Raw genomic sequence first — 21,565 nt, 5'->3', positions numbered from 1 at the left:
GACAACCGGGCTCACCGACACCGACGCCTTTTGGTGTGTCCGGTCCACAACTCCGGTACGACTCTCGGTTGCGTGACGAACCGTAACGGTTCTGTTATGCATACCGTATTCGGTATACTTTTGGGTCGCGGCCACCGAAGTGTGGGTAATGAGTGCTTCCACGACGACCGTCGGCCACAACGAGGTGGCGGCGCTGAAGACGGTCGCGCTCCGGGGCGGACTCCGCGAGCCGGTGAAGGTCTCCTGTTCGACGCTGGGCGAGCGGCTTGACGCCTCCAGTCAGACGGCCTCCCGGCGGCTCCAGCGGCTCGAGGCCGCGGGGCTGCTCGATCGCGACGTCGTCGGCGACGGGCAGTGGGTGACGGTGACCGACGCGGGCGAGCGACGACTGCGCACCGAGTACACGGATTACCGCCGGCTGTTCGAGGGCGATGCGGGACTCACCCTCACGGGGACGGTTACTTCCGGGATGGGCGAAGGGCGCCACTACATCCAGCTGTCGGGCTATCACGAGCAGTTCATCGAGCGCCTCGGCTACGAGCCGTTCCCGGGCACGCTGAACGTCTCGCTGTCCGAATCGGCCGTCCGCGCCCGTGCGGGGCTGGACGCAGTCGAGGGCGTCCCCATCGACGGCTGGGAGGACGAGGACCGGACGTTCGGTCCGGCGACGTGTTACGCGGCCGAGGTGGTCGCCGACGGCGAGACGTTCGAGCCGGTCCACGTCATCGTCCCCGAGCGCACCCACCACGACGAGGATCAGCTCGAGCTGATCGCGCCCGCCAAGCTGCGCGAGAAGCTGGGGCTCGACGACGGCGACGAGGTTCGCGTGCGGGTCACCGACGCCGAGCGGGCCGACGAGCCGGCGTCGCCGACCGAGACCGCGGAGTTCGGGGGGTCGACGTGAGCAGCCAGGCCGGGCGACTGGACCGCGCGCTCGCGGCGTTTCGCGCCGGCGATCCGGTGCTCGTCCACGACTTCGACGATCGGGAGGGAGAGACCGATCTGGTGTATCCTGCCGGCGCTGTCACCCCGGCGGACGTGGCGCGCATGCGCAACGACGCCGGCGGGCTGATCTGCGTCGCCGTCTCCGACCCGGTCGCCGACGCCGCGGGCCTCCCGTTCCTCGAGGACCAGATCGACCACCCGGCAGCCGGAAGCCACGACCTCGCGTACGACGACCGGTCGTCGTTCTCGCTGCCGGTGAACCACCGCGACACGTTCACCGGGATCACCGACGACGACCGGGCGCTGACGATCACGGAGCTGGCCTCGATGGCCTCGGCCGTCGACGCCGGCGTCGACTACGGCCCCGAGGAGTTCGCCGCGGAGTTCCGCGCGCCCGGGCACGTCCATGTGCTCCGCGGCGCGCCCGACGGCCTCTCCGACCGTCTGGGGCACACGGAGCTGGGACTCGCGATGGCCGCCGAGACGAACCAGCCGCCCGCGGTCGTCGTCTGTGAGATGCTCGACGACGAGACCGGCCGGGCGCTGTCGCCGGCGGCCGCCCGGGAGTACGCCGAGCGCCACGGCTTCCCGTACGTCGAGGGCGAGGAACTGGTCGAGGCGCTGCGGTAGCTCCCCGTTCTCACCGGGACGACTCACCCGATCAGCCCGAGCACCCACCGACCGACCTCCGACCCGGCGAACAGCGTACCCTCCGGCCGCGAGAGCCGTCGACCGGTCCACAGCGCAGCGACCATCAGGACCGTGACGCCGGCCAGCCACGCCAGCGTCTCTAGGGCGGTAGGGCTCACGGCCAGCGGCCGGACGAGCGCCGCCGCACCCATGATCCCCGTGATGTTGAACACGTTGCTGCCCACGACGTTGCCGACGGAGACGCCGAGGCTCCCCCGGCTGAGCGCCACCAGCGAGACGGCGAACTCCGGGGTCGACGTGCCGGCGGCGACGATGGTCCCGCCGATCACCCACTCGGAGATCCCGGCCCCGCGGGCGAGCGTCGACGCCGCGGCCACCATGTAGTCGCCGCTCACCAGCACCAGCGCCAGCCCGCCGAGGAGCAGGAGCCCGTCGCGGCCGCGGAACGACGCCCGCCCCGTGATGTCGGTCGTCGCCGCGTCGCCGGGGGTCGTGGCGGGACCGGCGCCGGCCCCCGGCGACGCGGGATCGGATCCGCGCTCCCCGTCCGCGGGCTCCGCCCCTCCGCTCGCCAGCGCGGAGCCCTGCTCAGCCCGGAGTAGAGAGGCTGTGTACGCGACGAACAGCCCCGCCAGCACGGCGCCCTCCATGCGGGTAACGACGAGGTCGACGAGCGCGAGTCCGCCGACCGCGGTGCTCGCGAGCAGCGCGAGGCCGTCCCTGTGGACCAGCGACTCGGCGATCGGGATCACCCGGATCAGCGCGACCACCCCGAGGATGAACGCCAGGTTGTAGACGTTCGACCCGAGGACGTTCGCGACGGCGAGGTCGCCGAGCCCGTTCGCCGCGGCGTCGAGGGAGACCGACAGCTCCGGCGTCGACGTGCCCATCGCGACGACCGTGAGGCCGATGGCGAGTTCCGAGAGCCCGAATCTCCGGGCGAGCAGGACCACCGCGTCCACGAGGAGGCGCGCGCCGACCCACAACCCGAGCACCGTCACGACGATGATCCCGATCTGAAGGAGCGGTCCGCCCTGTCCCATCGTTCGACTCCACCGTCTCGGCGTCGGGGAATCAACCTTCGGGCCCGAAACCGCCAGTGTGACGGTCGAGGGACGGTCCCGGCCGGTCGGCGCGCACGTCTGTACCGGGCTCTCCCGCCGGTCGACCTCGTGTCGCTCATGGGCGGCTCGGCCCGAAGACCTCGCCGCGGTTCTTCCGAGACGCTCGCTTCGCTCGCGTCTCGTCTCAGTCGTCCGCGGGTGCGGCCCCCGCCGGCGCCTCCGTCGGCGTCGTCGCCCGGCCGGCCAGCGCCATCCCGACGAGCGCCAGCACCGACAGCGGCCCGAAGAAGTAGTACGGGACGAACGCCCACGACGACTCGAAGCCGAGCGACGCCGCCATGAAGACGGCGCCCGCGTGCCACGGGAACAGCGGCCCGGTAGGGGTGCCGGCGGCCTCGACGGCCCGCGAGAGGTCCCGCGAGTCGAGGCCGTACTCGTCGTACAGTTCCCGGAGGCTCACGCCGGGAACGACGATGCTCATGTACTGCTGGGCGGTGAACGCGTTCGTGAGGAGCGCGGCGGCGCCGGTACCGACGACGAGGGAGTTGCGCGACCACACCACGTCCGCGAGACGGTCGGCGACGACCGCAAGCACGTCAGTTCCCTCCAGTAGGCCGCCCAGCGCGAGCGCCGCGACGACGACGGCGATGGTCCAGCCCGAGCCCGCGAGCCCGCCCGTCGTCAGCAGCCCGTTGACGAGTTCGCTCCCGGTCTCGGGGGCGGTGCCGTTCAGGAAGGCGTCCCAGGCGGCGGTGAACGAGCGACCCTGTGCGAGCACGGTCGTCCCGGCGCCCGCGAACACGCCGGCGACCAGCGCCGGCAGCGCCGGATACCCTCGGATCGCGAGCCCGAACGTGACGAGCAGGGGAAGGAACACCAGCGGGCCGAGCGCGTACGTCGACGCCAGCGGCTCAGTGATGGCGGCGGTGTCGCCGCCGGACCCGGTCACGGCGAAGGCGCCGAGGACGGCGTAGCCGACGACTGAGAGACCGAGCGCGACGGCGGTTCCGAGCCGCATGGCGTTGATGTGGTCGTACAGGTCGGTGTTCGTCACCGCCGCCGCGAGGTTGGTAGTGTCCGACAGCGGGCTCTGCTTGTCGCCGGCGTACGCGCCGGAGACGATGGCGCCGGCGGTCATCGGCGCCGACACGCCCAGCCCGCTCCCGATGCCGATGAAGGCGACGCCGAGCGTCCCGACGGTCGTCCACGACGACCCGATCGCGAAGGCGACGACGGCCGCGAGGACGGCGGTCACCGGGAGGAACACCTGCGGCGACAGCAGCCCCAGCCCGTAGTACATCAGCCCCGGGATCGTTCCCGCGCTGGTCCACGTCGCGATCAGCCCGTAGATGACGAACAGGATCAGTATCGCCTGCATCCCCATCCGCAGACCCCCCTCGGCGGCGTCGTACACGCCGTCCCAGTCGTAGCCGAGCCGGTAGCGCGCGAACAGCCCGGCGAACGCGATGCTCCACAGCAGCGGTCCGTGCGGGGCGAGTCCGAGCAGCCCCGAGCCGACGCCCAACGAGGCGACGACGACCGCCAGCGGCACGAGCGCTTCCCCGAGCGTCGGCCGTCGTGCGTCGCCGTCGGCTCCGTCGACGCGTGGCGGTTGCGTATCCATCACCGGCACGTAATTCTCTGAAGTAATTAAAACACACGAGTTTATTATTCATGGTCGTAAATGGGGGTCGCCAGTCTCGATAGTGGTCGCGAACGGGGAGGCGCGCCCGGTGTTTCTGTGGTATTTATTGTCCGGCAAATCCTGCGCTCGGGTATGGCTGGCTTCGCGGAGATGGACGTCGACACCATCTGGCACGACGGCGAGTACGTCGACTGGGAGGACGCGACGACGCACGTCCTCACACATGGACTGCACTACGGCACGGGCGTCTTCGAGGGCGTGCGCGCGTACGACACCGGGGAGGGGACGGCGGTGTTCCGCTGGGAGGAGCACCTCGAGCGCTTCTTCGAGTCGACGAAGCCGTACGACATGGAGATCCCCTACTCCCGGGAGGAGCTGACCGAGGCGACGATGGAGGTCATCCGCCGCAACGACCTCGACTCGGCGTACGTGCGCCCCATCGCCTACTACGGCTACCACAGCCTCGGCGTCTCGCCGGGCGACTGTCCCACCGAGGTCGCGATCGCGGCGTGGCCGTGGGGGACCTACCTCGGCGACGACGCGCTGGAGAACGGCATCAAGGCGATGGTGTCCTCCTGGCGCAAGCACTCCTCCTCGCAGATCCCGACGAACGCGAAGACGACGGGGCTGTACGTCAACTCCCTGCTCGCGGGCGAGGAGGCCCGCCGCAACGGCTACAAGGAGGCGATCGTCCTCAACAAGGAGGGCAACGTCGCGGAGGGCCCCGGCGAGAACATCTTCCTCGTGCGCGACGGCGAGATCTTCACGCCCGGGCTCTCGGAGTCGATCCTCGACGGCATCACCCGCAACACGGTGATCGAGCTTGCTCGCGAGCGCGGCTACACCGTCCACGACAACGTAAGCATCTCCCGGGGCGAGCTGAACACGGCCGACGAGCTGTTCTTCACCGGCTCGGCGGCGGAGGTCACGCCGATCCGGCAGGTCGACAACGTCGAGATCGGTAACGGCTCGCGCGGGCCGATCACCGAGGAACTGCAGACCGCGTTCTTCGACCTCGTGGAGCGTCGCACGGACGACCACGAGGAGTGGTTCACATACGTCTGATCGGGTCCGGTAGGCGGCCCGGTCAGTTACCCCCACGTGCCGTCCGGTGCGGGTGCGTCTCTTCGGCTCCCCGCCCGGACGACCACGTCCCTCACTCGCCGGCGCCTTCGGTTCCGTTCGGCGTACCGGTTCCCTCCGGTGTCGCGGTCCCGTCGGGTGTACCGGTCCCGTCCGGCGTACCGGTTCCGTCGGGTGTACCGGTTCCGCTCGGCGTCGCGGTCGGCGTTCCAAGCGACAGGTCCTCCCAGGCGACCTCGCCCGCCTCCACGATGTTCGCCGGGGCTAGTTCCTCGGCTTCGAGCACACGGGCGTCGTTGGGGAACAGCGGACCGCTCGTCGGAGCGGAGAACTGCTCGTCCGAGATGTCGTCCTCCTCCGGGTCGAACACGACGATTCGACCGACCATCCCGAGCCCGAGGTGCGGCAGACAGAGGTAGTCGTACACCCCCTTCTCCGAGAACTCGTACACCCACGACTGGTCGGGCGTCATCGGCGGCGAGGTGAACGGCTGGACGCCCTCGGGCACTCGCCTCGGGACCTCCAGGTTCGGATCGGCCAGCTCAGTGTACGCGGTGACTGTGTGGAGGCCGATCCCGTTCCGGAAGTGGACGAGGTCACCCGGTTCGACCTGAAGTCCGACCGGATCGAAGAGGAACTCGGCCGGGATCTCGACGAACGACCCCGGAGCGCTCTCGTCCGGTTCGGAGGGGAACTCCTCGTGGGCGCCCTCACCCTCCTCGATGGTCGCGACGACGGAGTGTTCGAGGGTCACGCTGCCGGTCTCGTCCGCGGCGAGCGGGTACCCGAACGTCGGATCCACCAGGTCGTCCAACACCGCGTCGCTGCCGCCGGACTCGTCTCCGGCTCCGTCCGCTTCGTCGCCCTCATCGTCACCTCCGTCGTCCTCCTGTTGTCCCGCCACCATCCCCGCGCCGCCGACCGTGGCGGCGAGGGCGCCTACTCCGCCGAGCTTCAGGAGCCGCCGTCGCGACGACTCCGGGATCCAGCGCTGCTCGTTCGATCCGTCCGATCGCCCGTCCGTACCGTCTGGTTGGTTCGCCATGCGGCCGCTTGTTCGCGCCCATACTCCATTTCTACAAACCGCGTACTTCGGCGGTATGCCGAGGTTTTTGGCGGTTCACACGACACTGTCGGTGGTTACTGTTCGACTCAGCCATCCACAAGAACGCCCGCGGTACCGGAGTAACGCGCCGTTACGTGGGCCGATCGGGGCACGTCGATCGGGATCGAACTGGGGAGCTTTTGCGCCCCGTCGACCCTCACTCACCGCTCCAACTCCTCGTCGACGCACTCCCGGACCGGCCCGACCAACTCGTCGGCCACGCTGTACGGGTCCGTCTCCTTCGCGAGCACGTCGTCGGCGAGCGCGTCGATCCCGCCGCGAGCGTCGATCACCTCCTCCAGCAGCCGCGCGGTGTCGGCGCGGATCAACTGTCGGATCTCCTCGGCGTAGCGCGTGCGCGCCCGGTCGTCGATCTGCCCCGTCTCGCTGAGCCACGCGGCGTGCTCGTCGAGCGTGTCGATCAGCTCGTCGACGCCGGTGGCGTCGGTGGCGATCGTCTCGATGACCCGCGGGTCCCACGCCTCCTCGTCGGGGCCGTCGAGGGCGACCTGCTCCATCTCCTCGTCGTCGACGGGGCCGTGGTGGCCGGTGTTCAGCCCCGCAGCGGGGTTCTCGCGCATGTGGATCATCTCCTCCAGCTCGGCGACGGTGCGCTCGGCGCCGTCCATGTCCGCCTTGTTGACGACGAACACGTCGCCGATCTCTAAGATTCCCGCCTTCAACATCTGCACGTCGTCGCCCGAGCCCGGCTGGACGAGCACGCACACCGTGTCCGCGGTCTTCACGATGTCCACCTCGTTTTGTCCGGCACCGACCGTCTCGATGATCACCTTGTCCTTGCCGAACGCGTCGAGCGCCTTCACCGCGTCCGACGTGGCCGTCGAGAGCCCGCCGAGCGTTCCTCTCGCGCTCATCGACCGGAAGAACACGTCCATGTCGCCGACGTTGGAGGCCATCCGGATACGGTCGCCCAGCACTGCCCCGCCGGTGTACGGCGAGGAGGGGTCGACCGCGATGACGCCGACCGTCTCGCCGCGGTCGCGGTACGTCCTCGCCAGCTTGTCGACCAGCGTCGACTTGCCGGCGCCGGGGCTGCCCGTGATCCCGATCACGTCCGCGGTCCCGGTGTGCGTGTGGAGCGCGGAGACGATCTCGCGGTACCCCGACGAGCGGTTCTCGATCTTCGTGATGACGCGCGCGAGCGCCCGGTGTTTCCCATCCAGCAGGTCATCGACCAGCGCCGACTCCGTCCCTGTGGCCGTCATCACTCGCGGTCGTGAACGTTCTCGCGGACGAACTCGATCGTCTCCTCCATCGGGGTGCCCGGGCCGAAGACGGCGCCGACGCCCATCTCGAGCATCTCGTCGCGGTCGTCGTCGGGGACGATCCCGCCGACGAGGATCAGCGTGTCCTCGAAGGCGTCGTACTCCTTCAGGCCCTTGACGATCTTCGGGACGAGCGTGTTGTGCGCCCCCGAGAGGATCGAGATGCCGAGGACGTCAACGTCCTCCTGGACGGCCGCCTGCACGATCTCGTCGGGCGCGCGGTGCAGTCCCGAGTAGATGACCTCGAAGCCCGCGTCGCGAAACGCCCGCGAGATGACGTGCGCGCCGCGATCGTGACCGTCCAGACCGACCTTCGCGATGAGACAGCGGATCTGCCGCCCCTCCTCGCGCTCTTGTGTACTCATAGCTCCCGGTTGGACGCCGCCGGTGTTGACTTTAACGGACGTCCATGATGCCTCGCCGGGTCCGCCCGGACTCGGCGAACTCGCCGGCGTTCGGACCAAACCCCGCTACGGTAACTCGACATCGGGCGCATACAGCCCGAACGCAGCGGTCTCGACCCCGGAGAGCGGAATCGGGACCACACCTACGACGAGCTCGACCGAGCCGTCCAGCGTCTCGCGGGTGATGTCGCGATGGACGGATTCATCGGGGCCATCGGCTCCGAACAGCTCCCGTTCGGTCTCGGTCGGAAACGCGTCCGATATCGGTTCGCCGAGGCCGTCGGCGCCGAACAGCGCCTCGTAGGCTGTGTTGACCTCCGCGAGTATCGGCTCTGACCCGTCCTTCGACTCGACGTACACCGCCGGCGACTGGATCCCGTCGAAGAAGTAGTGCAGCCGGTCGCGCTCGACGCGGAGATCCGCCTCCCGTTCGAGCCGCGCGAGCGCCTCGGCGGCGTGCGAGCCGACGATCTCGAGGAACTCCGCGTCCTGGCGGTCGAACGCCGCCTCCCTGTCGGTCGTCACCTGCAACACGCCCATGTCGCCGACCGGGACGCTCACCACGGACCGGAGTCCCTCGACGTCCCGCGCGTGATCCGGGTCCGACTGGTAGTTCTCGACGATCTGTGTTTCGCCCGTCTGGAACGTTCGTCCGACGACGCCCTCGTCGATGCCCAGTCGGACGTTCAACTCCCCGTCGTACGTGTGACCGTGCGGATAGAACACGTCGCCGTCGCGCAGCACGAGCGCGCACCGGCCGTGACCGAGCGCGTTCGTCACCGCCGACACCACCGTGTCGCTCACCTCCTCGACGGACTGACACCCGGTCAGCTCCTCCGTGTACGTGTTCAGCGCCGACAGCTTCGCGTTCGCCTCCGCGAGCGCGTTGCGCTCGCGTTCGCGCTCGATGAGCTCGGAGACGCGGCGCGCGAGCACGTCCGTCCCCCCGTCGGTGGCGACGACCTCGTCGACGGGGACGGACGGAACCTCGTCGCCGTAGACGATCAACGGCACCTGCCCCGCCTCGGAGACGAGGTTCTCCACGCACGTCGATCGGTTGGACACGACGACGACGCAATCGAGCGTCGGTCCGAGTTCGCGGAGGAACTCCGTGGCGACGGCGCCGCGTTTGTGCAGAACCGTCGCGTCCAGCGCCGACTCGATCGCCTCGACGACGTCCGCGCCGTAGTCGCTCGGCGTCTGATCTGACACCGCGACGAGTACGCGGGCGTCGTGGGAGGAGGACATCGGTCGTTCAACCGATCTGATGGATCGCAAAGAGATAACTCATTCGTCTGCATGTCTGCTATGGTTTGACAGTCCGAAGGGATCCGAATCCGGCAGATACTCTCCGTTTTTGAGCGACCCTCAGATCCGCCCACGTACTCGCAGCCTTGTGATTACACGTGTTCGTGGAGGAACTCGATGATCGCGCGGTACGCCTCGATCCGGTTCTCGAGCTTCGAGAAGCCGTGTCCCTCGTCCTCGAAGATAAGCTTCCGCGTGGGGACGTGTTCGCTCGCCTCCTCGACGATCTGCTCGGCCTCGCCGACGGGGACGCGCGGGTCGTTCGCGCCGTGGAGGACGAACAGCGGCGCGGCGATCTCGTGGGCGTGGTTGATCGGCGAGACGGATTCGAGGAACTCCCGGTCGTCCTCCAGGCTGCCGTACTCGGCCTCGCGCAGTTCGCGACGCCAGTCGCCGGTGTTCTCGAGGAACGTCACGAAGCTGGCGATGCCGACGATGTCGATCCCGGCAGCCCACAGGTCCGGGTACTCGGTCATCGCCGAGAGCACCATGAAGCCGCCGTAGCTGCCGCCCATCGCGACGATCTTCTCGGGGTCGACCGCGGGGTGGTCGTGGAGCCACTCGACGGCCGCCTCGATATCGGCGACCGAATCCATCCGGTTTTCCACGTCGTCCAGGTGCGCGTACGCCTTCCCGTAGCCCGAGGAACCGCGGACGTTCGGCTCGAACACGGCGTAGCCGTTGTTGAGGAAGTACTGCTTGACGGCGTTGAACGACGGGCGACGCTGGCTCTCGGGGCCGCCGTGGATGTCGACGATGACGGGCGTTTCACCTTCGGGCGCGTCGTCAGGGGTCGAGAAGAACGCGGGGATCTCGCGGCCGTCGAAGGTGGGGTAGTGGACCAACTCCGGTTCGACGAACGTCTCCTCGGGAATACCCGCGGTCGCGGCGTGGGTCCATCGCGTCGCCTCGCCGGACTTCACGTCCACGGCGTACGTGTTCGTGTTGACGGTGCTGCCGGTGACGGTGACGGCTAGTCGGTCGGCGTCGGGGCCGAACGAGACGCCGCCGGCGACGCACTTCGGGAGGGCCGGTTCGGCGAACGGATCGACCCGGTCCGGCGCGGTGAACTCGCCGACGGTGATCTCCGTGTAGCCGTCGACGTTGCGCGAGTAGGCGACGCGGTTGGTGTCCTCGTCGACGACGACGCCGTCGACGTTCCAGCCCTCGCCGTCCTCGACGACGAACAGGTCGCCGAGCGCGGCATCACCGTCGGCGCCGTCCCCGTCGCCATCGCCCCCGCTGCCGCCCTCGCCGCCGAGGGCGATCCGCTCCAGCCGGAGGGTGTCGGAGGCGTGATCCGTGCAGACGTACACGCTGTCGCCGTCGGGCGCCCACTCGGGGCTCTGGAAGCGCGCGTCGGACGTGTGGGGCGTCAGGTGGGTGAGTTCGCCGGTCTCGACGTCGAGCACGTGCAGGTCGTGATCGAAGCTCCCCCGGGCCTCGTGGACGAGCAGCCGCGTGTCGTCGGGCGACCATCCCGCCACCGAGAGCCAGCCGTCGCCCTCGTACACCGACTCGGCCTCCTCGCCGGTCTCGTCGCGTCCCTGTACGTACACGTCGAAGACGGACTCGTCGCGGCGGTTCGAGGCGAACGCGAACCGTTCGCCGTCGTGGGACCAGCCGCCCCAGCGGTGTTTCGCCTCGGGCATCCCGGTCAGCCCGGTGACGACCCCGCTGTCGGGATCGAGCCGGAACAGCTGCATTCGCTCGTTGCCGCCCTCGTCCATCCCGAAGGCGAGTTCGCGGCGCTCGGGCGACCAGTCCACGAACGTGACGCGCTCCTCGTCGAAGGTGTGCTGCTCGGGCCAGGCGCCCGGCTCGTCGAGGCTCCACACCTGCGGCGTGCCGGTGGTGTCCATCAGGAACGCGAGGGTGCCGTCCGGGGCGAACGCCGCGCTGTGGGCCGAGCGAACGTTCAGGTACCGCTCGATGTCGTACGTCGGGTCGGTCATGACGTAGTAGTCCCGGGCACGCATCGAAAACGTTCTGGTCGCCGAACAGGTTCCGACGCGCCGACGGCGTGCCCGACACTGGGCGTTCCGTGACCCCCGGGGAGTATCGCCTCCCTTTTTATTCCCCCACCGGTAGCCGATCGCACATGCGCGTCGCGGTGGTTTCGATGGACACGATAGCAACGCGGGAGGCCCCCGCGGTCCGTCGGACGCGCCGCGTCGCCGCCGACCTCGCCGCCCGCGGCCACGATGTCCACTGGCTGTGCGCGCAGTGGTGGGGCGGCGAGATCGGCCACTTCGAACAGGACGGGATCGAGTACCACGCCGTCACCGAGCGCCCCTCGGCGGGACGCTTCCGGTCGAAGCTCCCGTTCGTCCTCCGCCGCGTCGACCCGGACGCCGTCCACGCCGTCTCCGTCCCGCCGGGACACGCGACGACCGCGAAGACGACCGCCGCGATGCTGCGGGTCCCGCTCGTCCTCGACTGGTGGGAGCGCGACCGCGAGCGCGGCTCCGGCCGCCGGTACCGAAAGGCGGCGACGCGGGCCGATCGCGTGATCGCGCCCTCCGAGACGGTCCGCACGGCCGTTCGCGAGCACGGCGCCAACGACGTGAACGTCCGGGTGATCCCCGAGAGCATCGACATCGATCTGGTTCGCTCGGCCGACGCGGACGACCGCTTCGACATGGTGTGGGGCCGCGATCTCGATGACGACGCGAACATCGGCGAGTTCCTCCTCGCGCTGGCGGAGCTGCGCGACCGCGACTGGCGCGCGGCGATCGTCGGCGACGGCCCCGCCCGCGGCGACGCCGAGCGGATGGCCGCGGACCTGCGGATCGACGACCGCGTGCGGTTCCTCGGCGACCTCGACGCGGAGGAGTTCGTTCCGGTGCTCAAGGGCTCGCACGTGTTCGCGCAGACGGCGACGTACGAGCCGTTCGCGACCGAACTGCTGTGGGCGCTGGCGTGCGGCTGCGTCGGCATCGTGGAGTACCAGGCGGGCTCCTCGGCGCACGAACTCGTCGAGGGGCTCGACCGCGGCCGGCTCGTCACCTCGCCGCAGGAACTGGCCGACGAGATCGTCGCCTGCGGCGACCTCCCGGAGTGGGAGACGAACGACGGGTTCGCCGGCTTCGACCACGACGAGGTGCTCTCCGAGTGGGTGGACTGCTACGAGGCCGCGATCGACGGACACGGCTGGTTCTAAAGAACCTCTTTTCGCCTCGGGTTTCCTCGCGCTTGCCGGAGGCGAGCGCTGCGGGAACCGCTCGGCGAAAACCCGTTCATGCTGTCGGAACGCGCAGCGTTCCGACTGCTGACGGGAAATCTTCGATTTCCCGTAATGCCAAACGGCCGCTCGCTCGGCCTTCGGCCTCGCTCGCGGTACGACTGCTAGTGACTTCCGCACCGCTTCAGCGACAGCGACCGCACCCCCGCGACCGCGTCCGCACCGCCTCCCCGCGGTCCGCCGGCACGGATTCGATCGACGGATATAGGTTCGGGACACGCCTAGCCGCGAGCATGGAAGACGACACGCTCAGCCGCCGGAGCTTCATCCGGGGGGCGGCGGGCGCGACCGCCGCAGCGGGCGCGGTCGCAGCCGGCGCCGGAACCGCAGCCGCACAGGCGACCGCCGACGGCGAGGGAACCGTCGAGGTCGGCGCCGGCAGCGACGGGCTGAAATACACGCCCGGAACCGACGAACCGTTCTACGTGACGCCCGGGACGACGGTGACGTTCGATTGGGTCTCCGGCGGCCACAACATCGCCGTCAACAGTCAGCCCGAAGGCGCCGGGTGGGAGGGACACTCCCCCATCGAAGACGAGGGATTCTCGACGGAGTTCACCTTCGAGACCGTCGGCGTGTACGAGTACGTCTGTGAACCGCACGCGTCCGTCGGCATGGAGGGCACTATCGAAGTCGTCGAGGAACTCCCGACGCCCGAGCCGACTGCCGCCGGCCCGCCAGAGGTGCCCGACTCCGCGAAGAGCCTCGGCATCGCCTCGTTCATCGCGATGGTGTCGACGCTCGGGTTCGCGTTCCTCTTCACGAAGTACGGCGGCGACTACGAGCCGCCCGAAGAGTAACGCCTCGGGCTCGCGCTTGGTTCGGTCCCCGTTGCTTTCCGCTCCACCTCGAAAGCAACTGCTAGCAACTGCCACGGTTCTCCCGTGTTCTCACCGGCGTCTCGCCGTCGCTGCCGACGGACCGACACTATCGACGTGTCATCGCGAGACGGCGGACGGTCCGATACGAACCGTGTCGGTATCCGGGATCCCCCGAATAACTATCTGGCATATAGTGTCGGTGTTTCGATAGATACATCTTCGGAACACCGAATTCGGAGGCGGGGAGCGAGAGGGGACGAGGGGGCACACGACGGTCGGTTCTCCGACCGGGAGCGGTTCCGTCAGGGGGGACCGCTCCGAACTCGCGTTGTGGTCGGACGGGTCTCAGACTGTACCTTCGACAGCCGTTTCACCGGGAGCTTCGCCGTCGACTCACAGCGAGTAGTCGTGGCTGCCGTCCTCGCTCGTGAGGAACGCCGTCAGCAGGTCGATCGTCGCGCGGATGTCGTCCCCGTGGGCCGTCTCGGTGACGGTGTGGAGGTACCGCGTCGGGATCGACAGCGCGCCGACCGGCTTCGCGCCGTTGGCCTTCTGGAAGGCTGCGGTGTCGGTGCCGCCCGAGGGAAGCACCTCCAGTTGGTGTTCGATCCCCTCGGCCTCGGCCACGTCGCGCAGGCGTCGCGTCACCTTCGGATTCGTGATCACCGAGCCGTCCTTCAGCTTCACCGCCGCGCCATCGCCCAGGCGGGTCACCTGCTTGTCCTCGGCGACTCCGGCAGTGTCCGAGGCGATCGTCACGTCGAGCGCGACCGCGAGGTCGGGGTCCACATCGACGCCGAGCGCTTGGGCGCCGCGAAGACCGACCTCCTCCTGCACCGTCGCACAGAAGTGGACCGTCGCCTCCGGATCCTCCAGCTCGCGGGCGGACTCCAGCATCGCGAACAGACACACGCGGTCGTCGAGTGCCTTCCCGGTGACCGTGTCGCCCATCTTCACCGTCGACTGCTCCATCGTCACGAGGTCGCCGACGGAGACGACCTCCTCGACCACCTCGGCCTCGCGCCCGAGGTCGATGACGATGTCCTCGACGGCGTCGTCCTTCTCGCGCTCCTCCTCCGAGAGCGTGTGCGGCGGAACCGAGCCGATGACGCCCGTGAGGTCGCCCTGCTGGGTGTGGACGCGAACGCGCTGGGCGCGCAGCACGCGGGGGTCCCAGCCGCCGAGCGCGTCGACCTTGAGGAAGCCGTCGTCGGTAACGTGTTTCACCATGAACCCGATCTCGTCCATGTGGGCGGCGACGGCGACCTCGTAGTCGCCGCTGCCCTCGACGGTGCCGATCACGTTGCCCATCGCGTCGGTGCGGACCTCGTCGACGGCTCCATCGAACACCGTGCGGACGCGGTCGCGGACGCGGTCCTCGTAGCCGGGGACGCCGCTGGTCTCGGTCAACTCGCGAAGCAGGTCGAAGTCGAAATCGAACGCCATGGCCGGCGGTTCGGCGCGGCCACGATTAATCGCCGGGGTTCCGGCCCGGCCCGCCGGCTGTAGAAACTCTCCCGGAGTTCTCCGTGGTTCCGGAACGCTTTTGCGGCCATCGCCCCGCTGTGGGCGTATGTCCGACGACGTCGAGGCCGACCTCCGAGAGCAGTTCACAGACGCGTTCTCCGACGCCGACTTCCCGGTGTCGAGCCAGATGGACCTCGTGCCCGCGCTGCCGCAGGGCCCGGGAACGAAGTTCGAGTCCGGCGACTTCTCGGTCACCGCGATGGAGCTGGCAGCGAAGCTGGGCTCCAGTCAGGACTTCCCCTACGAGGACGTCGAGACCCTCGTCGACGACGTCATCGAGGGGCTGAAGGACAACGGGATGATCTGAAGCCGGCCGCGTCGCCGAGACCGATCGCTCCGTTCTCGACCGCGCTGTTCGCCCTTGAGCGAGAGCTGGCCGAATCCGCGAGGTCCCCTCCATCCGGGGTTGCGGCGGGCTGTTCATCCCGTCGGCGGCGAGGGGTTCAATAGCGGTCGTCGCCAATCGCGGGTGTGTTCGGTGAGTGGCTCGCGGCGCTGCCGGGGTGGCTCGTCTGGGGGGTCGCCGCCGGCGTGGTCGCCTCCGCCGGCGTCGCGAGCGTCTTCCTCGCGGCGAATCGACTGTTCCCCGATCCGCCGGCGCGCTCGGGCGGCCCCGATCAGGGGTCGCTCCGGCGCGAGGCCGAGATCCGCGAGTACCTCCGCCGGATCGACGAGCGGTTCGTCGAGGACGTCGACCTCGACGGAACCCGTGTCGCCTTCTACCTCCCCGAGCGGAACGTGGCGCTCACCTTCGACGTGCACGCGTACTTCGCGATCCGGGACGACGAGGACGGCGCCGATCGCGTGATCCTCTGTGAACACGAGATGCCCGGCCGACATCTCGGCCGGCGCCTCCCGTTCGAGGTTCCCGATGTCCACCTCGGACCCGATCCGGCGGCGTCGAGCCCGGTCGCCTCGGCGTTCGACACGCTCGAGCTGCCGACGACTGCCGACGAGGAGTCCGTCGAGCGGGCCTACCGCGAGAAGGTGAAGGAGACCCACCCGGATCAGGGCGGGAGTCGCGAGGCGTTCTCGGCGGTCCGCGAGGCGTACGCGACCGCGCTGGAGCACGCGAGCGAGGACGGCGCGACCGACACCGAGCGCGTACCACGGCGTCGGTCGACGCGCGGCCGCGGCTCCCGACGCCCGTGAGCGTCGGAGTCCCCGTCCGGTCGTCTGCCCTCCGAAGTCAGGCTGCCGGATTCAGCGCGAAATACCGCCGTCTCCCTCGTCGATCACTCGCTCGACTTCCTCGGGAGTGACGACCGCGAGGTCGCCGGCGATCGTCCGCTTGAGCGACGCGGTCGCGGCACCCCACTCCAGGGCGTCGTCGATGTCGCCGCCGGCGCAGCGCTTCGAGAGGAAGCCGCCGACGAACGCGTCGCCGGTGCCGATGGCGTCGAGCGTGTCGGCCTCGTACACGGGCTGTTCGAACACTCGGTCGCCGTGGAGCGCGAGCGCGCCGCTGTCTCCCCGGGTGACGACGACCGTCTCGAAGCCGAAATCGGTCGCCAGTCCGTGGGCGATCTCGACGGCCTCGCCGTCGCGGTCGAGCACCGTCTCTGCGTCCCGCTTCGCGACGAACAGCGCGTCGACGTGCTCGAAGAGAGTAGTCAGCGTCGACCGGGCCTCCGCGTGGCTCCACAGCTTGTTCCGGTAGTTCAGGTCGAGGCTCGTCGTCGCCCCGGCCGCGACCGCGCGTTCGAGCACCGCCCGCGTCGTCTCGGCGGCGGCCTCGGACAGCGCCGGCGTGATCCCGGTGGTGTGGAACGCGGCCGCGCCGTCGAGCACGCCCAGCGGAAGCTCCTCGGGCGCCACTGTCGTCACAGCCGAGTCGGCGCGGTCGTAGACGACGTTCGTGCCGCGGGGCTCGCCGCCGTGTTCGAGGTAGTACGTGCCGAGGCGCGCGTCGTCGTCCCACGCGACGCCCGTGCGGACGCCGTGGGCCCGCAGCGCGCTGACGACGCGGCGCCCCAGCGGGGAGCGCGGCAGTTTCGACAGCCACACGGAGTCGAGCCCCAGCGACGCGCCCGCGACGGCGACGTTGCTCTCGGCGCCGCCGGCGCGCACGTCGAACTCCTCGGTCGTCTCCAGCCGGGTTCCCTGTGGCGGGGAGAGCCGAAGCATCGTCTCCCCGAACGTGACGAGATCGGTCATGCGCGAAGCGACGACCGGAGCCACCAAGAAGGGTCTGGAAGCGCGTCGGCGTAGTTCGTCCCCGTTCCCTGTCGTCGCCGACGGCGTCGCCGCCGCGTCACTCCGACCTACTCGGCGCGACGTCCGCCGTGACCGGGGTAGTCGCGCTCGAAGCGATCCTCTATCTCCTCGCGCCCGAACTCCACGATCACCGGACGGCCGTGCGGGCACGCGTAGGGGTTCTCGCAGTCGTCGAGCGCGTCGAGCAGGTCGGCCACGCTGCCCTCGGTGAGCGAGGTGTTGCCGGTCACGGACGGGTAACACGCCAGATCCGCAAGCAGCGCGTCGGCCACCTCCGAGACGGGGCGGTCGCCGGCGGTGACCTCGTCGGCGAACGCGGCGAGCACGTCCCGCAGGAGGTCCGGGTCCAGCGTCGCGTCGAACACCGCGGGGACCGCCGTCACCGCGACGGCGTGGCTCGGTGGTCCGTCGTCGCCGCTGTCTCCGTCGCTCCGACCGCCGATCTCCCGCTCCACGCGCTCCGCGCGGAACCCGACCTCGCGCAGCGCCTCCCGGAACGTCTCGAACAGCTCCGACTCCCGGGCGGTCAGCTCCAACTCGACGGGCGTCGCGAGCGTCTGTGCCGGCGCCTCGTCGCCGACGGCGCGCCGGAGTCGCTCGTAATTGACGCGCTCGTCTGCCGCGTGCTGGTCGACCAGGACGAGGCCGGCGTCGGTCTCGCAGACGACGTAGGTGTCGTCGTACTGCCCGAGCACGCGCATCGACGGGAGCCGGTCGTGTTCGGTCCGCTCGTCGGTGGTGCCGCCCGCGAGCGTCGCCTGCGAGGGCGCTCCCCACGTCCGGTCACGGTCCGCCGATGCTGCCGCGGAGGGGCCGGAGTCGTCGGCGGCGTCGGCGGCTGCGCCGCCCGATCGTTCGCTGTCGTTCGCCTCGTCACCGTCATCCGACTCGTCGCCGCCGGACTGCCACGCGCGCGGCGACGGCGCTCCGCCCGCGGTCGCGTCCGTCCGACCGCGCTCAGGATGGTCCGTCGGTCGATCGGTCGCGTCGCGGCTCCCGCCGATGTCGACCTGCCACGCCGCGTCGTCGTCGGCGGCAGTGTCAGCGACAGTGTCGGCGGCGGCGGTGTCGATATCCGCCTCGACCGCGTCGTCGGCTGCCGGATCCCCCGCGGCGGCCCCGGCGGTGTCCGGTCCCGACTCTGAAGTCGATGGCGGCGTCACGCCGTCGGCCGGCGCGTCGGCCGGACCATCAGAGTCCGCGGCATCGGAGCCGCCCCAGGCGTCGAGCACGGAGGAGGTGGTCTCCGCGCCCGCGCTCGTCGCGTCGGCGGGTCCACCGTCGTCGTGGCTGTTGACGGAGTCGGCGGCGTCGCGGTCGTCGTCGCCGGCGTTGCTGTCCGTCCCTCGTCGTTCGCGCGCGGCGCGCTCGTGATCGGTCCCGGCGCCGCCGACGACTTCGGGGTCGACGGCTGCCTCCTCGGGCGCCGATCGGCCGCGCGGCGCCGACGAGCGCACGAGGCCGTGCTCCAGCAGCGCGGCCCGGACCGCCTCGCGGACGGTCTCGACCACGTCCGCGTCGTCGTCGAAGCGCACCTCCGTCTTGCGCGGGTGGACGTTCACGTCGACGGCGGCGGCGGGCACGTCGACGAACAGGACGGCGAACGGGTAGCGATCGGTGGCGAGTTGGCCGCCGTAGGCGTCGACGACGGCGCCGCGGAGGTCGCCGTCGCGGACCCAGCGGTCGTTCACGTACGTGGTGAGGTACTCCCGGCCCGCGCGAGTTGTCTCGGGGTGGGAGACGAGTCCCGAGATCCGGACCTCGCCCGAGTCGGACTCGTAGGCCACGTCGACCATCGACTCGGCGACCTCGCGGCCGTAGACGGCCAGCACCGCCGAGCGACGGTTCCCGTCGCCGGGGGAGGCGAACACCTCGCGGCCGTCGTGCTCCAGCGACACGGCCACGTCCGGGTTCGCGAGCGCGTACGCCGAGACGACGCCGCTGACGCGGTCGAACTCCGTGGCGGGCGTCTTGAGGAACTTCCGGCGGGCGGGCGTGCGCCCGAACAGGTCGCGGACCTCGACGGTCGTGCCGACGGGACAGCCCGCCGGCTTCACCTCGCCCTCGTCGCCGTGGTCGACGACTAACTCGGCGCCGGTGTCGGCGTCGGGTGTACGGGAGCGCACGGTCAGCTCCGCGACCGCGCCGACGGAGTAGAGCGCCTCGCCGCGGAAGCCGAGCGTGGCGACGCCCGCATCGAGGTCATCCATGCCGTCGAGTTTGCTGGTGGCGTGTTTCGCCACGGCCATCGGTATCTCCTCGGGGGATATCCCTGCACCGTCGTCGCGGACGCGGATCCCGTCGATGCCGCCGTTGTCGACGGCGACGGCGACCCTGGACGCGCCGGCGTCGAGGGCGTTCTCGACGAGTTCCTTCACGACGGAGGCGGGTCGCTCGACGACCTCGCCCGCGGCGATCTCGCGGACGGTGCGGTCGTCGAGCGCGCGGATCTCCCCGGTCATCGCTCCAACGCTCGGGGGCGAGGGGTATCAATCCCGTGTTCGGTTGCCCGCGGACAGACTGTCTCGATCCGAAGGGGTACGACGAGCGAACGGTCTCGCCGGTACGGGGACTGTTCGATTCTGCCCGGCGGATCAGCTGAGAGGGCCCGCCGGCGGTCGCGATACGCTGATTTCTCACCCCCGCGTACGGGTGGATATGAACCTCCGACGACGGTTCGCCGACCTCGACGGCTTCTGGGAGCGCCACGCCAATCCGAGGAGCGGGTGGTCGCGGCTCCTCTCGGTACCTCTGCTGCTCGCGGCCGCCTACTCTCGGGACCGGCGACTGCTCACGGTCGCGCTCGGATGGACCGTCGTCAACCCGGTCGCCTTCCCCCGGGTCGACCGCGACCCCGGGGCCGATCCGGCGTGGATGACCCGCGTCGTCGACGCCGAGCGCGCGTGGCTCCGCGACGAGGTTACGCCGGGTGCGTGGGACCGACTGAACGCCGTCTCCGGACCGGTCACCGCGTACGCGCTGTACGCCGCCTACCGTCGTCGCCCCGGCCGCGCCGCGCTCGCCGGAGCGCTGTCGATGGCGCTGAAGCTGGCGTTCGTGTGGGGGCTGGAACGGCGGTGGCGGGTCGGAACGACCGCGGAAAGCTGACTCAGGACGCTACGGTTCGGGATGGAATACTTCCGTGCCGTCTCGCGGTTTCACCGCTCGACTGATGGGAGGTCTACGACCTCCCCGTCCGCGTACACGGTCGGCTCAGTCACGATCCCGTCGAGATGCAGCGGCGCGTCCGTGTCGCCGCCGATCCCCGCGTCGTCGCCGATGGCGATGTGCACCGTGCCGGCAGCTTTCTCGTCGAGCAACACCGAGCCCACCAGATCCGTGACGCCGACGTTCGTCCCGATACCCAGTTCCGCGAGGTTGTACGCGTCCTCGCCGACCTCCTCGGCGGCCGCCTCGACCTGCTCGCGAACCTCGTCGTCGGAGATGTCGGTGACGAAGCCGTCCTCGACCTCGAATCGGAGTTCTCGTCCCTCCAGCAGACCGTAGGGCATCATCGTTCCGTCGACGACGTAGGTGCCGTTCGCGTCCTCTGGACTGACGAACACCTCCCCCGCCGGGAGGTTCGAGAACGACCCCGGCTCGCTCACGTCGCCAGTGTCCGACAGGAACTCGCGGTCGCCGGGCTCGAAGGTGATGTCCGTTCCCGGCTCGGTCGTGACGCGGATCTCGTCTGCGGCGTCGACCTGCGCGCGCACGTCGGCGCAGTGTTGTGCGATCGTCGCGTAGTCGGCGTCGAGGCCGGTGACGAACACGTCGCGGGTGATCCCCGGTAGCGTCGCGCCGCGGGCGCCGGCGTCGCAGGCGTCGCCGCGGGCGCGGGTGTGGCTGAGGCTCTTGGTGGTCGGCGCGAGAAAGGCGTCGGCCTCCCGCATCGCGGCGGCGACGGGTGCAGGGGGCTCCTCGCCGTGCTGGCTCGCGGGCGGGTAGCGGACGATACTCGCGGCGGCGGTCACCTCGCTCGCGACCGCGTACAGCGCCTCGCCGATCGATTCGCGCTTGTCGTCGGTGACGACCGCGAGCGACTCATCGCTCCCGAGGTCCAGACACTGATGGATCGCCGTTTCGGCCGCGGCACGGAGTTCGTCGTCCATATCGACGCTGCGCTCCGACCCGATTTGGGCCTGTCGGAGCGGCGGCGACGATCCGACCGCGGTCGTCCGCGGCCGCCGAGCCCGCCGAGATCGGAGGGTCGATTCCGCCGAATTCGGGGTGCTTACTCGGTCCGTAGTTGCTTTCTGGTTACT

At 69.9% G+C, this 21,565-nt stretch carries 19 protein-coding genes; 8 read left to right on the top strand and 11 right to left on the bottom strand.

Going from position 1 to position 21,565, the window contains the following annotated elements:
• Positions 1-148 precede the first annotated feature (148 nt).
• Positions 149-904 carry a DUF120 domain-containing protein gene (locus tag ABJD39_RS03590; protein ID WP_348612221.1) on the top strand — a complete coding sequence of 252 codons (756 nt, stop codon included), beginning with the start codon at positions 149-151 and terminating at the stop codon, positions 902-904.
• Positions 901-1,575: a 3,4-dihydroxy-2-butanone-4-phosphate synthase gene (ribB, locus tag ABJD39_RS03585; RefSeq protein WP_348612219.1), complete on the top strand. Its 675-nt coding sequence runs from the start codon at positions 901-903 to the stop codon at positions 1,573-1,575. The genes ABJD39_RS03590 and ribB overlap by 4 nt, the downstream gene beginning before the upstream one ends.
• A 23-nt stretch (positions 1,576-1,598) precedes the next feature.
• On the opposite strand, the gene ABJD39_RS03580 is transcribed toward ribB, so the two are convergent.
• Positions 1,599-2,639: a calcium/sodium antiporter gene (locus tag ABJD39_RS03580; RefSeq protein ID WP_348612217.1), complete on the bottom strand. Its 1,041-nt coding sequence runs from the start codon at positions 2,637-2,639 to the stop codon at positions 1,599-1,601.
• Between the two features lie 205 nt (positions 2,640-2,844).
• The gene (locus tag ABJD39_RS03575) at positions 2,845-4,284 is read right to left on the bottom strand and encodes a Na+/H+ antiporter NhaC family protein (RefSeq protein ID WP_348612215.1); all 1,440 of its coding nucleotides are present in this window, start codon (positions 4,282-4,284) and stop codon (positions 2,845-2,847) included.
• 153 nt (positions 4,285-4,437) lie between these two features.
• Between ABJD39_RS03575 and ABJD39_RS03570 the strand changes: the two genes are divergently transcribed.
• Positions 4,438-5,370 carry a branched-chain amino acid transaminase gene (locus ABJD39_RS03570; protein ID WP_348612213.1) on the top strand — a complete coding sequence of 311 codons (933 nt, stop codon included), beginning with the start codon at positions 4,438-4,440 and terminating at the stop codon, positions 5,368-5,370.
• Positions 5,371-5,461: 91 nt separating this feature from the next.
• On the opposite strand, the gene ABJD39_RS03565 is transcribed toward ABJD39_RS03570, so the two are convergent.
• The 5 genes from ABJD39_RS03565 to ABJD39_RS03545 all read right to left on the bottom strand — a co-directional run bounded on the left by ABJD39_RS03565 (position 5,462) and on the right by ABJD39_RS03545 (position 11,446).
• Entirely contained in the window at positions 5,462-6,433 is a 972-nt protein-coding gene (locus tag ABJD39_RS03565; RefSeq protein ID WP_348612211.1) for a cupredoxin domain-containing protein, read from the bottom strand.
• A 221-nt stretch (positions 6,434-6,654) separates the two neighbouring features.
• Positions 6,655-7,719: a methylmalonyl Co-A mutase-associated GTPase MeaB gene (meaB, locus tag ABJD39_RS03560; RefSeq protein WP_348612209.1), complete on the bottom strand. Its 1,065-nt coding sequence runs from the start codon at positions 7,717-7,719 to the stop codon at positions 6,655-6,657.
• Positions 7,719-8,144 (bottom strand): cobalamin B12-binding domain-containing protein, encoded by a 426-nt coding sequence (locus ABJD39_RS03555; protein ID WP_348612207.1) that lies wholly within the window; start codon positions 8,142-8,144, stop codon positions 7,719-7,721. The genes meaB and ABJD39_RS03555 overlap by 1 nt, the downstream gene beginning before the upstream one ends.
• A gap of 105 nt (positions 8,145-8,249) precedes the next feature.
• Entirely contained in the window at positions 8,250-9,431 is a 1,182-nt protein-coding gene (locus tag ABJD39_RS03550; protein WP_348612205.1) for a GAF domain-containing protein, read from the bottom strand.
• 152 nt (positions 9,432-9,583) lie between these two features.
• Positions 9,584-11,446, bottom strand: a complete 1,863-nt coding sequence (locus ABJD39_RS03545; protein ID WP_348612203.1) for a S9 family peptidase — start codon at positions 11,444-11,446, stop codon at positions 9,584-9,586.
• A 146-nt stretch (positions 11,447-11,592) separates the two neighbouring features.
• Between ABJD39_RS03545 and ABJD39_RS03540 the strand changes: the two genes are divergently transcribed.
• Entirely contained in the window at positions 11,593-12,654 is a 1,062-nt protein-coding gene (locus ABJD39_RS03540; RefSeq protein ID WP_348612201.1) for a glycosyltransferase family 4 protein, read from the top strand.
• A 314-nt stretch (positions 12,655-12,968) separates the two neighbouring features.
• Complete coding sequence (locus ABJD39_RS03535) at positions 12,969-13,535, top strand: plastocyanin/azurin family copper-binding protein (protein WP_348612199.1); 567 nt, start codon at positions 12,969-12,971, stop codon at positions 13,533-13,535.
• Between the two features lie 414 nt (positions 13,536-13,949).
• Here ABJD39_RS03535 and ABJD39_RS03530 read toward each other — a convergent pair whose 3' ends face one another.
• On the bottom strand, positions 13,950-15,002 hold the full coding sequence (locus tag ABJD39_RS03530) for a M42 family metallopeptidase (RefSeq protein WP_348612197.1): 1,053 nt from the start codon (positions 15,000-15,002) through the stop codon (positions 13,950-13,952).
• A 127-nt stretch (positions 15,003-15,129) separates the two neighbouring features.
• Here ABJD39_RS03530 and ABJD39_RS03525 point away from each other — a divergent pair, with 127 nt between their 5' ends.
• Together ABJD39_RS03525 and ABJD39_RS03520 are read left to right on the top strand one after the other, a co-directional pair.
• Positions 15,130-15,390, top strand: coding sequence for an MTH865 family protein (locus ABJD39_RS03525; RefSeq protein ID WP_348612195.1), 261 nt, complete (start codon positions 15,130-15,132; stop codon positions 15,388-15,390).
• Between the two features lie 164 nt (positions 15,391-15,554).
• Entirely contained in the window at positions 15,555-16,235 is a 681-nt protein-coding gene (locus tag ABJD39_RS03520) for a J domain-containing protein (RefSeq protein ID WP_348612193.1), read from the top strand.
• A gap of 51 nt (positions 16,236-16,286) precedes the next feature.
• Here the strand turns inward: ABJD39_RS03520 and kdgK1 are convergent, their stop codons facing one another.
• The gene (kdgK1, locus tag ABJD39_RS03515) at positions 16,287-17,240 is read right to left on the bottom strand and encodes a bifunctional 2-dehydro-3-deoxygluconokinase/2-dehydro-3-deoxygalactonokinase (protein ID WP_348612192.1); all 954 of its coding nucleotides are present in this window, start codon (positions 17,238-17,240) and stop codon (positions 16,287-16,289) included.
• Between the two features lie 107 nt (positions 17,241-17,347).
• Positions 17,348-19,762, bottom strand: a complete 2,415-nt coding sequence (gene mutL / locus ABJD39_RS03510) for a DNA mismatch repair endonuclease MutL (protein WP_348612190.1) — start codon at positions 19,760-19,762, stop codon at positions 17,348-17,350.
• A 196-nt stretch (positions 19,763-19,958) separates the two neighbouring features.
• On the opposite strand from mutL, the gene ABJD39_RS03505 reads away from it, so the two are divergent.
• Complete coding sequence (locus tag ABJD39_RS03505; RefSeq protein WP_348612188.1) at positions 19,959-20,408, top strand: DUF6653 family protein; 450 nt, start codon at positions 19,959-19,961, stop codon at positions 20,406-20,408.
• A gap of 50 nt (positions 20,409-20,458) precedes the next feature.
• On the opposite strand, the gene ABJD39_RS03500 is transcribed toward ABJD39_RS03505, so the two are convergent.
• On the bottom strand, positions 20,459-21,412 hold the full coding sequence (locus ABJD39_RS03500; RefSeq protein ID WP_348612187.1) for an aminopeptidase: 954 nt from the start codon (positions 21,410-21,412) through the stop codon (positions 20,459-20,461).
• Between the last annotated feature and the right edge of the window lie 153 nt (positions 21,413-21,565).

Source organism: Halobaculum rarum, from assembly GCF_040025155.1.
Taxonomy (GTDB): Archaea; Halobacteriota; Halobacteria; order Halobacteriales; family Haloferacaceae; genus Halobaculum; species Halobaculum rarum.
Note: the sequence above shows the minus strand (reverse complement) of the source record. Positions and strands in the feature narration are given on the sequence as shown.

Coding starts and splice junctions, on each gene's coding strand:
- ABJD39_RS03540 (WP_348612201.1), top strand. CDS start 11,593: ATGCGCGTCGCGGTGGTTTCGATGGACACGATAGCAACGCGGGAGGCC.
- ABJD39_RS03535 (WP_348612199.1), top strand. CDS start 12,969: ATGGAAGACGACACGCTCAGCCGCCGGAGCTTCATCCGGGGGGCGGCG.
- ABJD39_RS03570 (WP_348612213.1), top strand. CDS start 4,438: ATGGCTGGCTTCGCGGAGATGGACGTCGACACCATCTGGCACGACGGC.
- kdgK1 (WP_348612192.1), bottom strand. CDS start 17,240: ATGACCGATCTCGTCACGTTCGGGGAGACGATGCTTCGGCTCTCCCCG.
- ABJD39_RS03550 (WP_348612205.1), bottom strand. CDS start 9,431: ATGTCCTCCTCCCACGACGCCCGCGTACTCGTCGCGGTGTCAGATCAG.
- meaB (WP_348612209.1), bottom strand. CDS start 7,719: ATGACGGCCACAGGGACGGAGTCGGCGCTGGTCGATGACCTGCTGGAT.
- ABJD39_RS03500 (WP_348612187.1), bottom strand. CDS start 21,412: ATGGACGACGAACTCCGTGCCGCGGCCGAAACGGCGATCCATCAGTGT.
- ABJD39_RS03575 (WP_348612215.1), bottom strand. CDS start 4,284: ATGGATACGCAACCGCCACGCGTCGACGGAGCCGACGGCGACGCACGA.
- ABJD39_RS03545 (WP_348612203.1), bottom strand. CDS start 11,446: ATGACCGACCCGACGTACGACATCGAGCGGTACCTGAACGTTCGCTCG.
- ABJD39_RS03590 (WP_348612221.1), top strand. CDS start 149: ATGAGTGCTTCCACGACGACCGTCGGCCACAACGAGGTGGCGGCGCTG.
- ABJD39_RS03555 (WP_348612207.1), bottom strand. CDS start 8,144: ATGAGTACACAAGAGCGCGAGGAGGGGCGGCAGATCCGCTGTCTCATC.
- ABJD39_RS03530 (WP_348612197.1), bottom strand. CDS start 15,002: ATGGCGTTCGATTTCGACTTCGACCTGCTTCGCGAGTTGACCGAGACC.
- mutL (WP_348612190.1), bottom strand. CDS start 19,762: ATGACCGGGGAGATCCGCGCGCTCGACGACCGCACCGTCCGCGAGATC.
- ABJD39_RS03505 (WP_348612188.1), top strand. CDS start 19,959: ATGAACCTCCGACGACGGTTCGCCGACCTCGACGGCTTCTGGGAGCGC.
- ABJD39_RS03525 (WP_348612195.1), top strand. CDS start 15,130: ATGTCCGACGACGTCGAGGCCGACCTCCGAGAGCAGTTCACAGACGCG.
- ABJD39_RS03565 (WP_348612211.1), bottom strand. CDS start 6,433: ATGGCGAACCAACCAGACGGTACGGACGGGCGATCGGACGGATCGAAC.
- ABJD39_RS03580 (WP_348612217.1), bottom strand. CDS start 2,639: ATGGGACAGGGCGGACCGCTCCTTCAGATCGGGATCATCGTCGTGACG.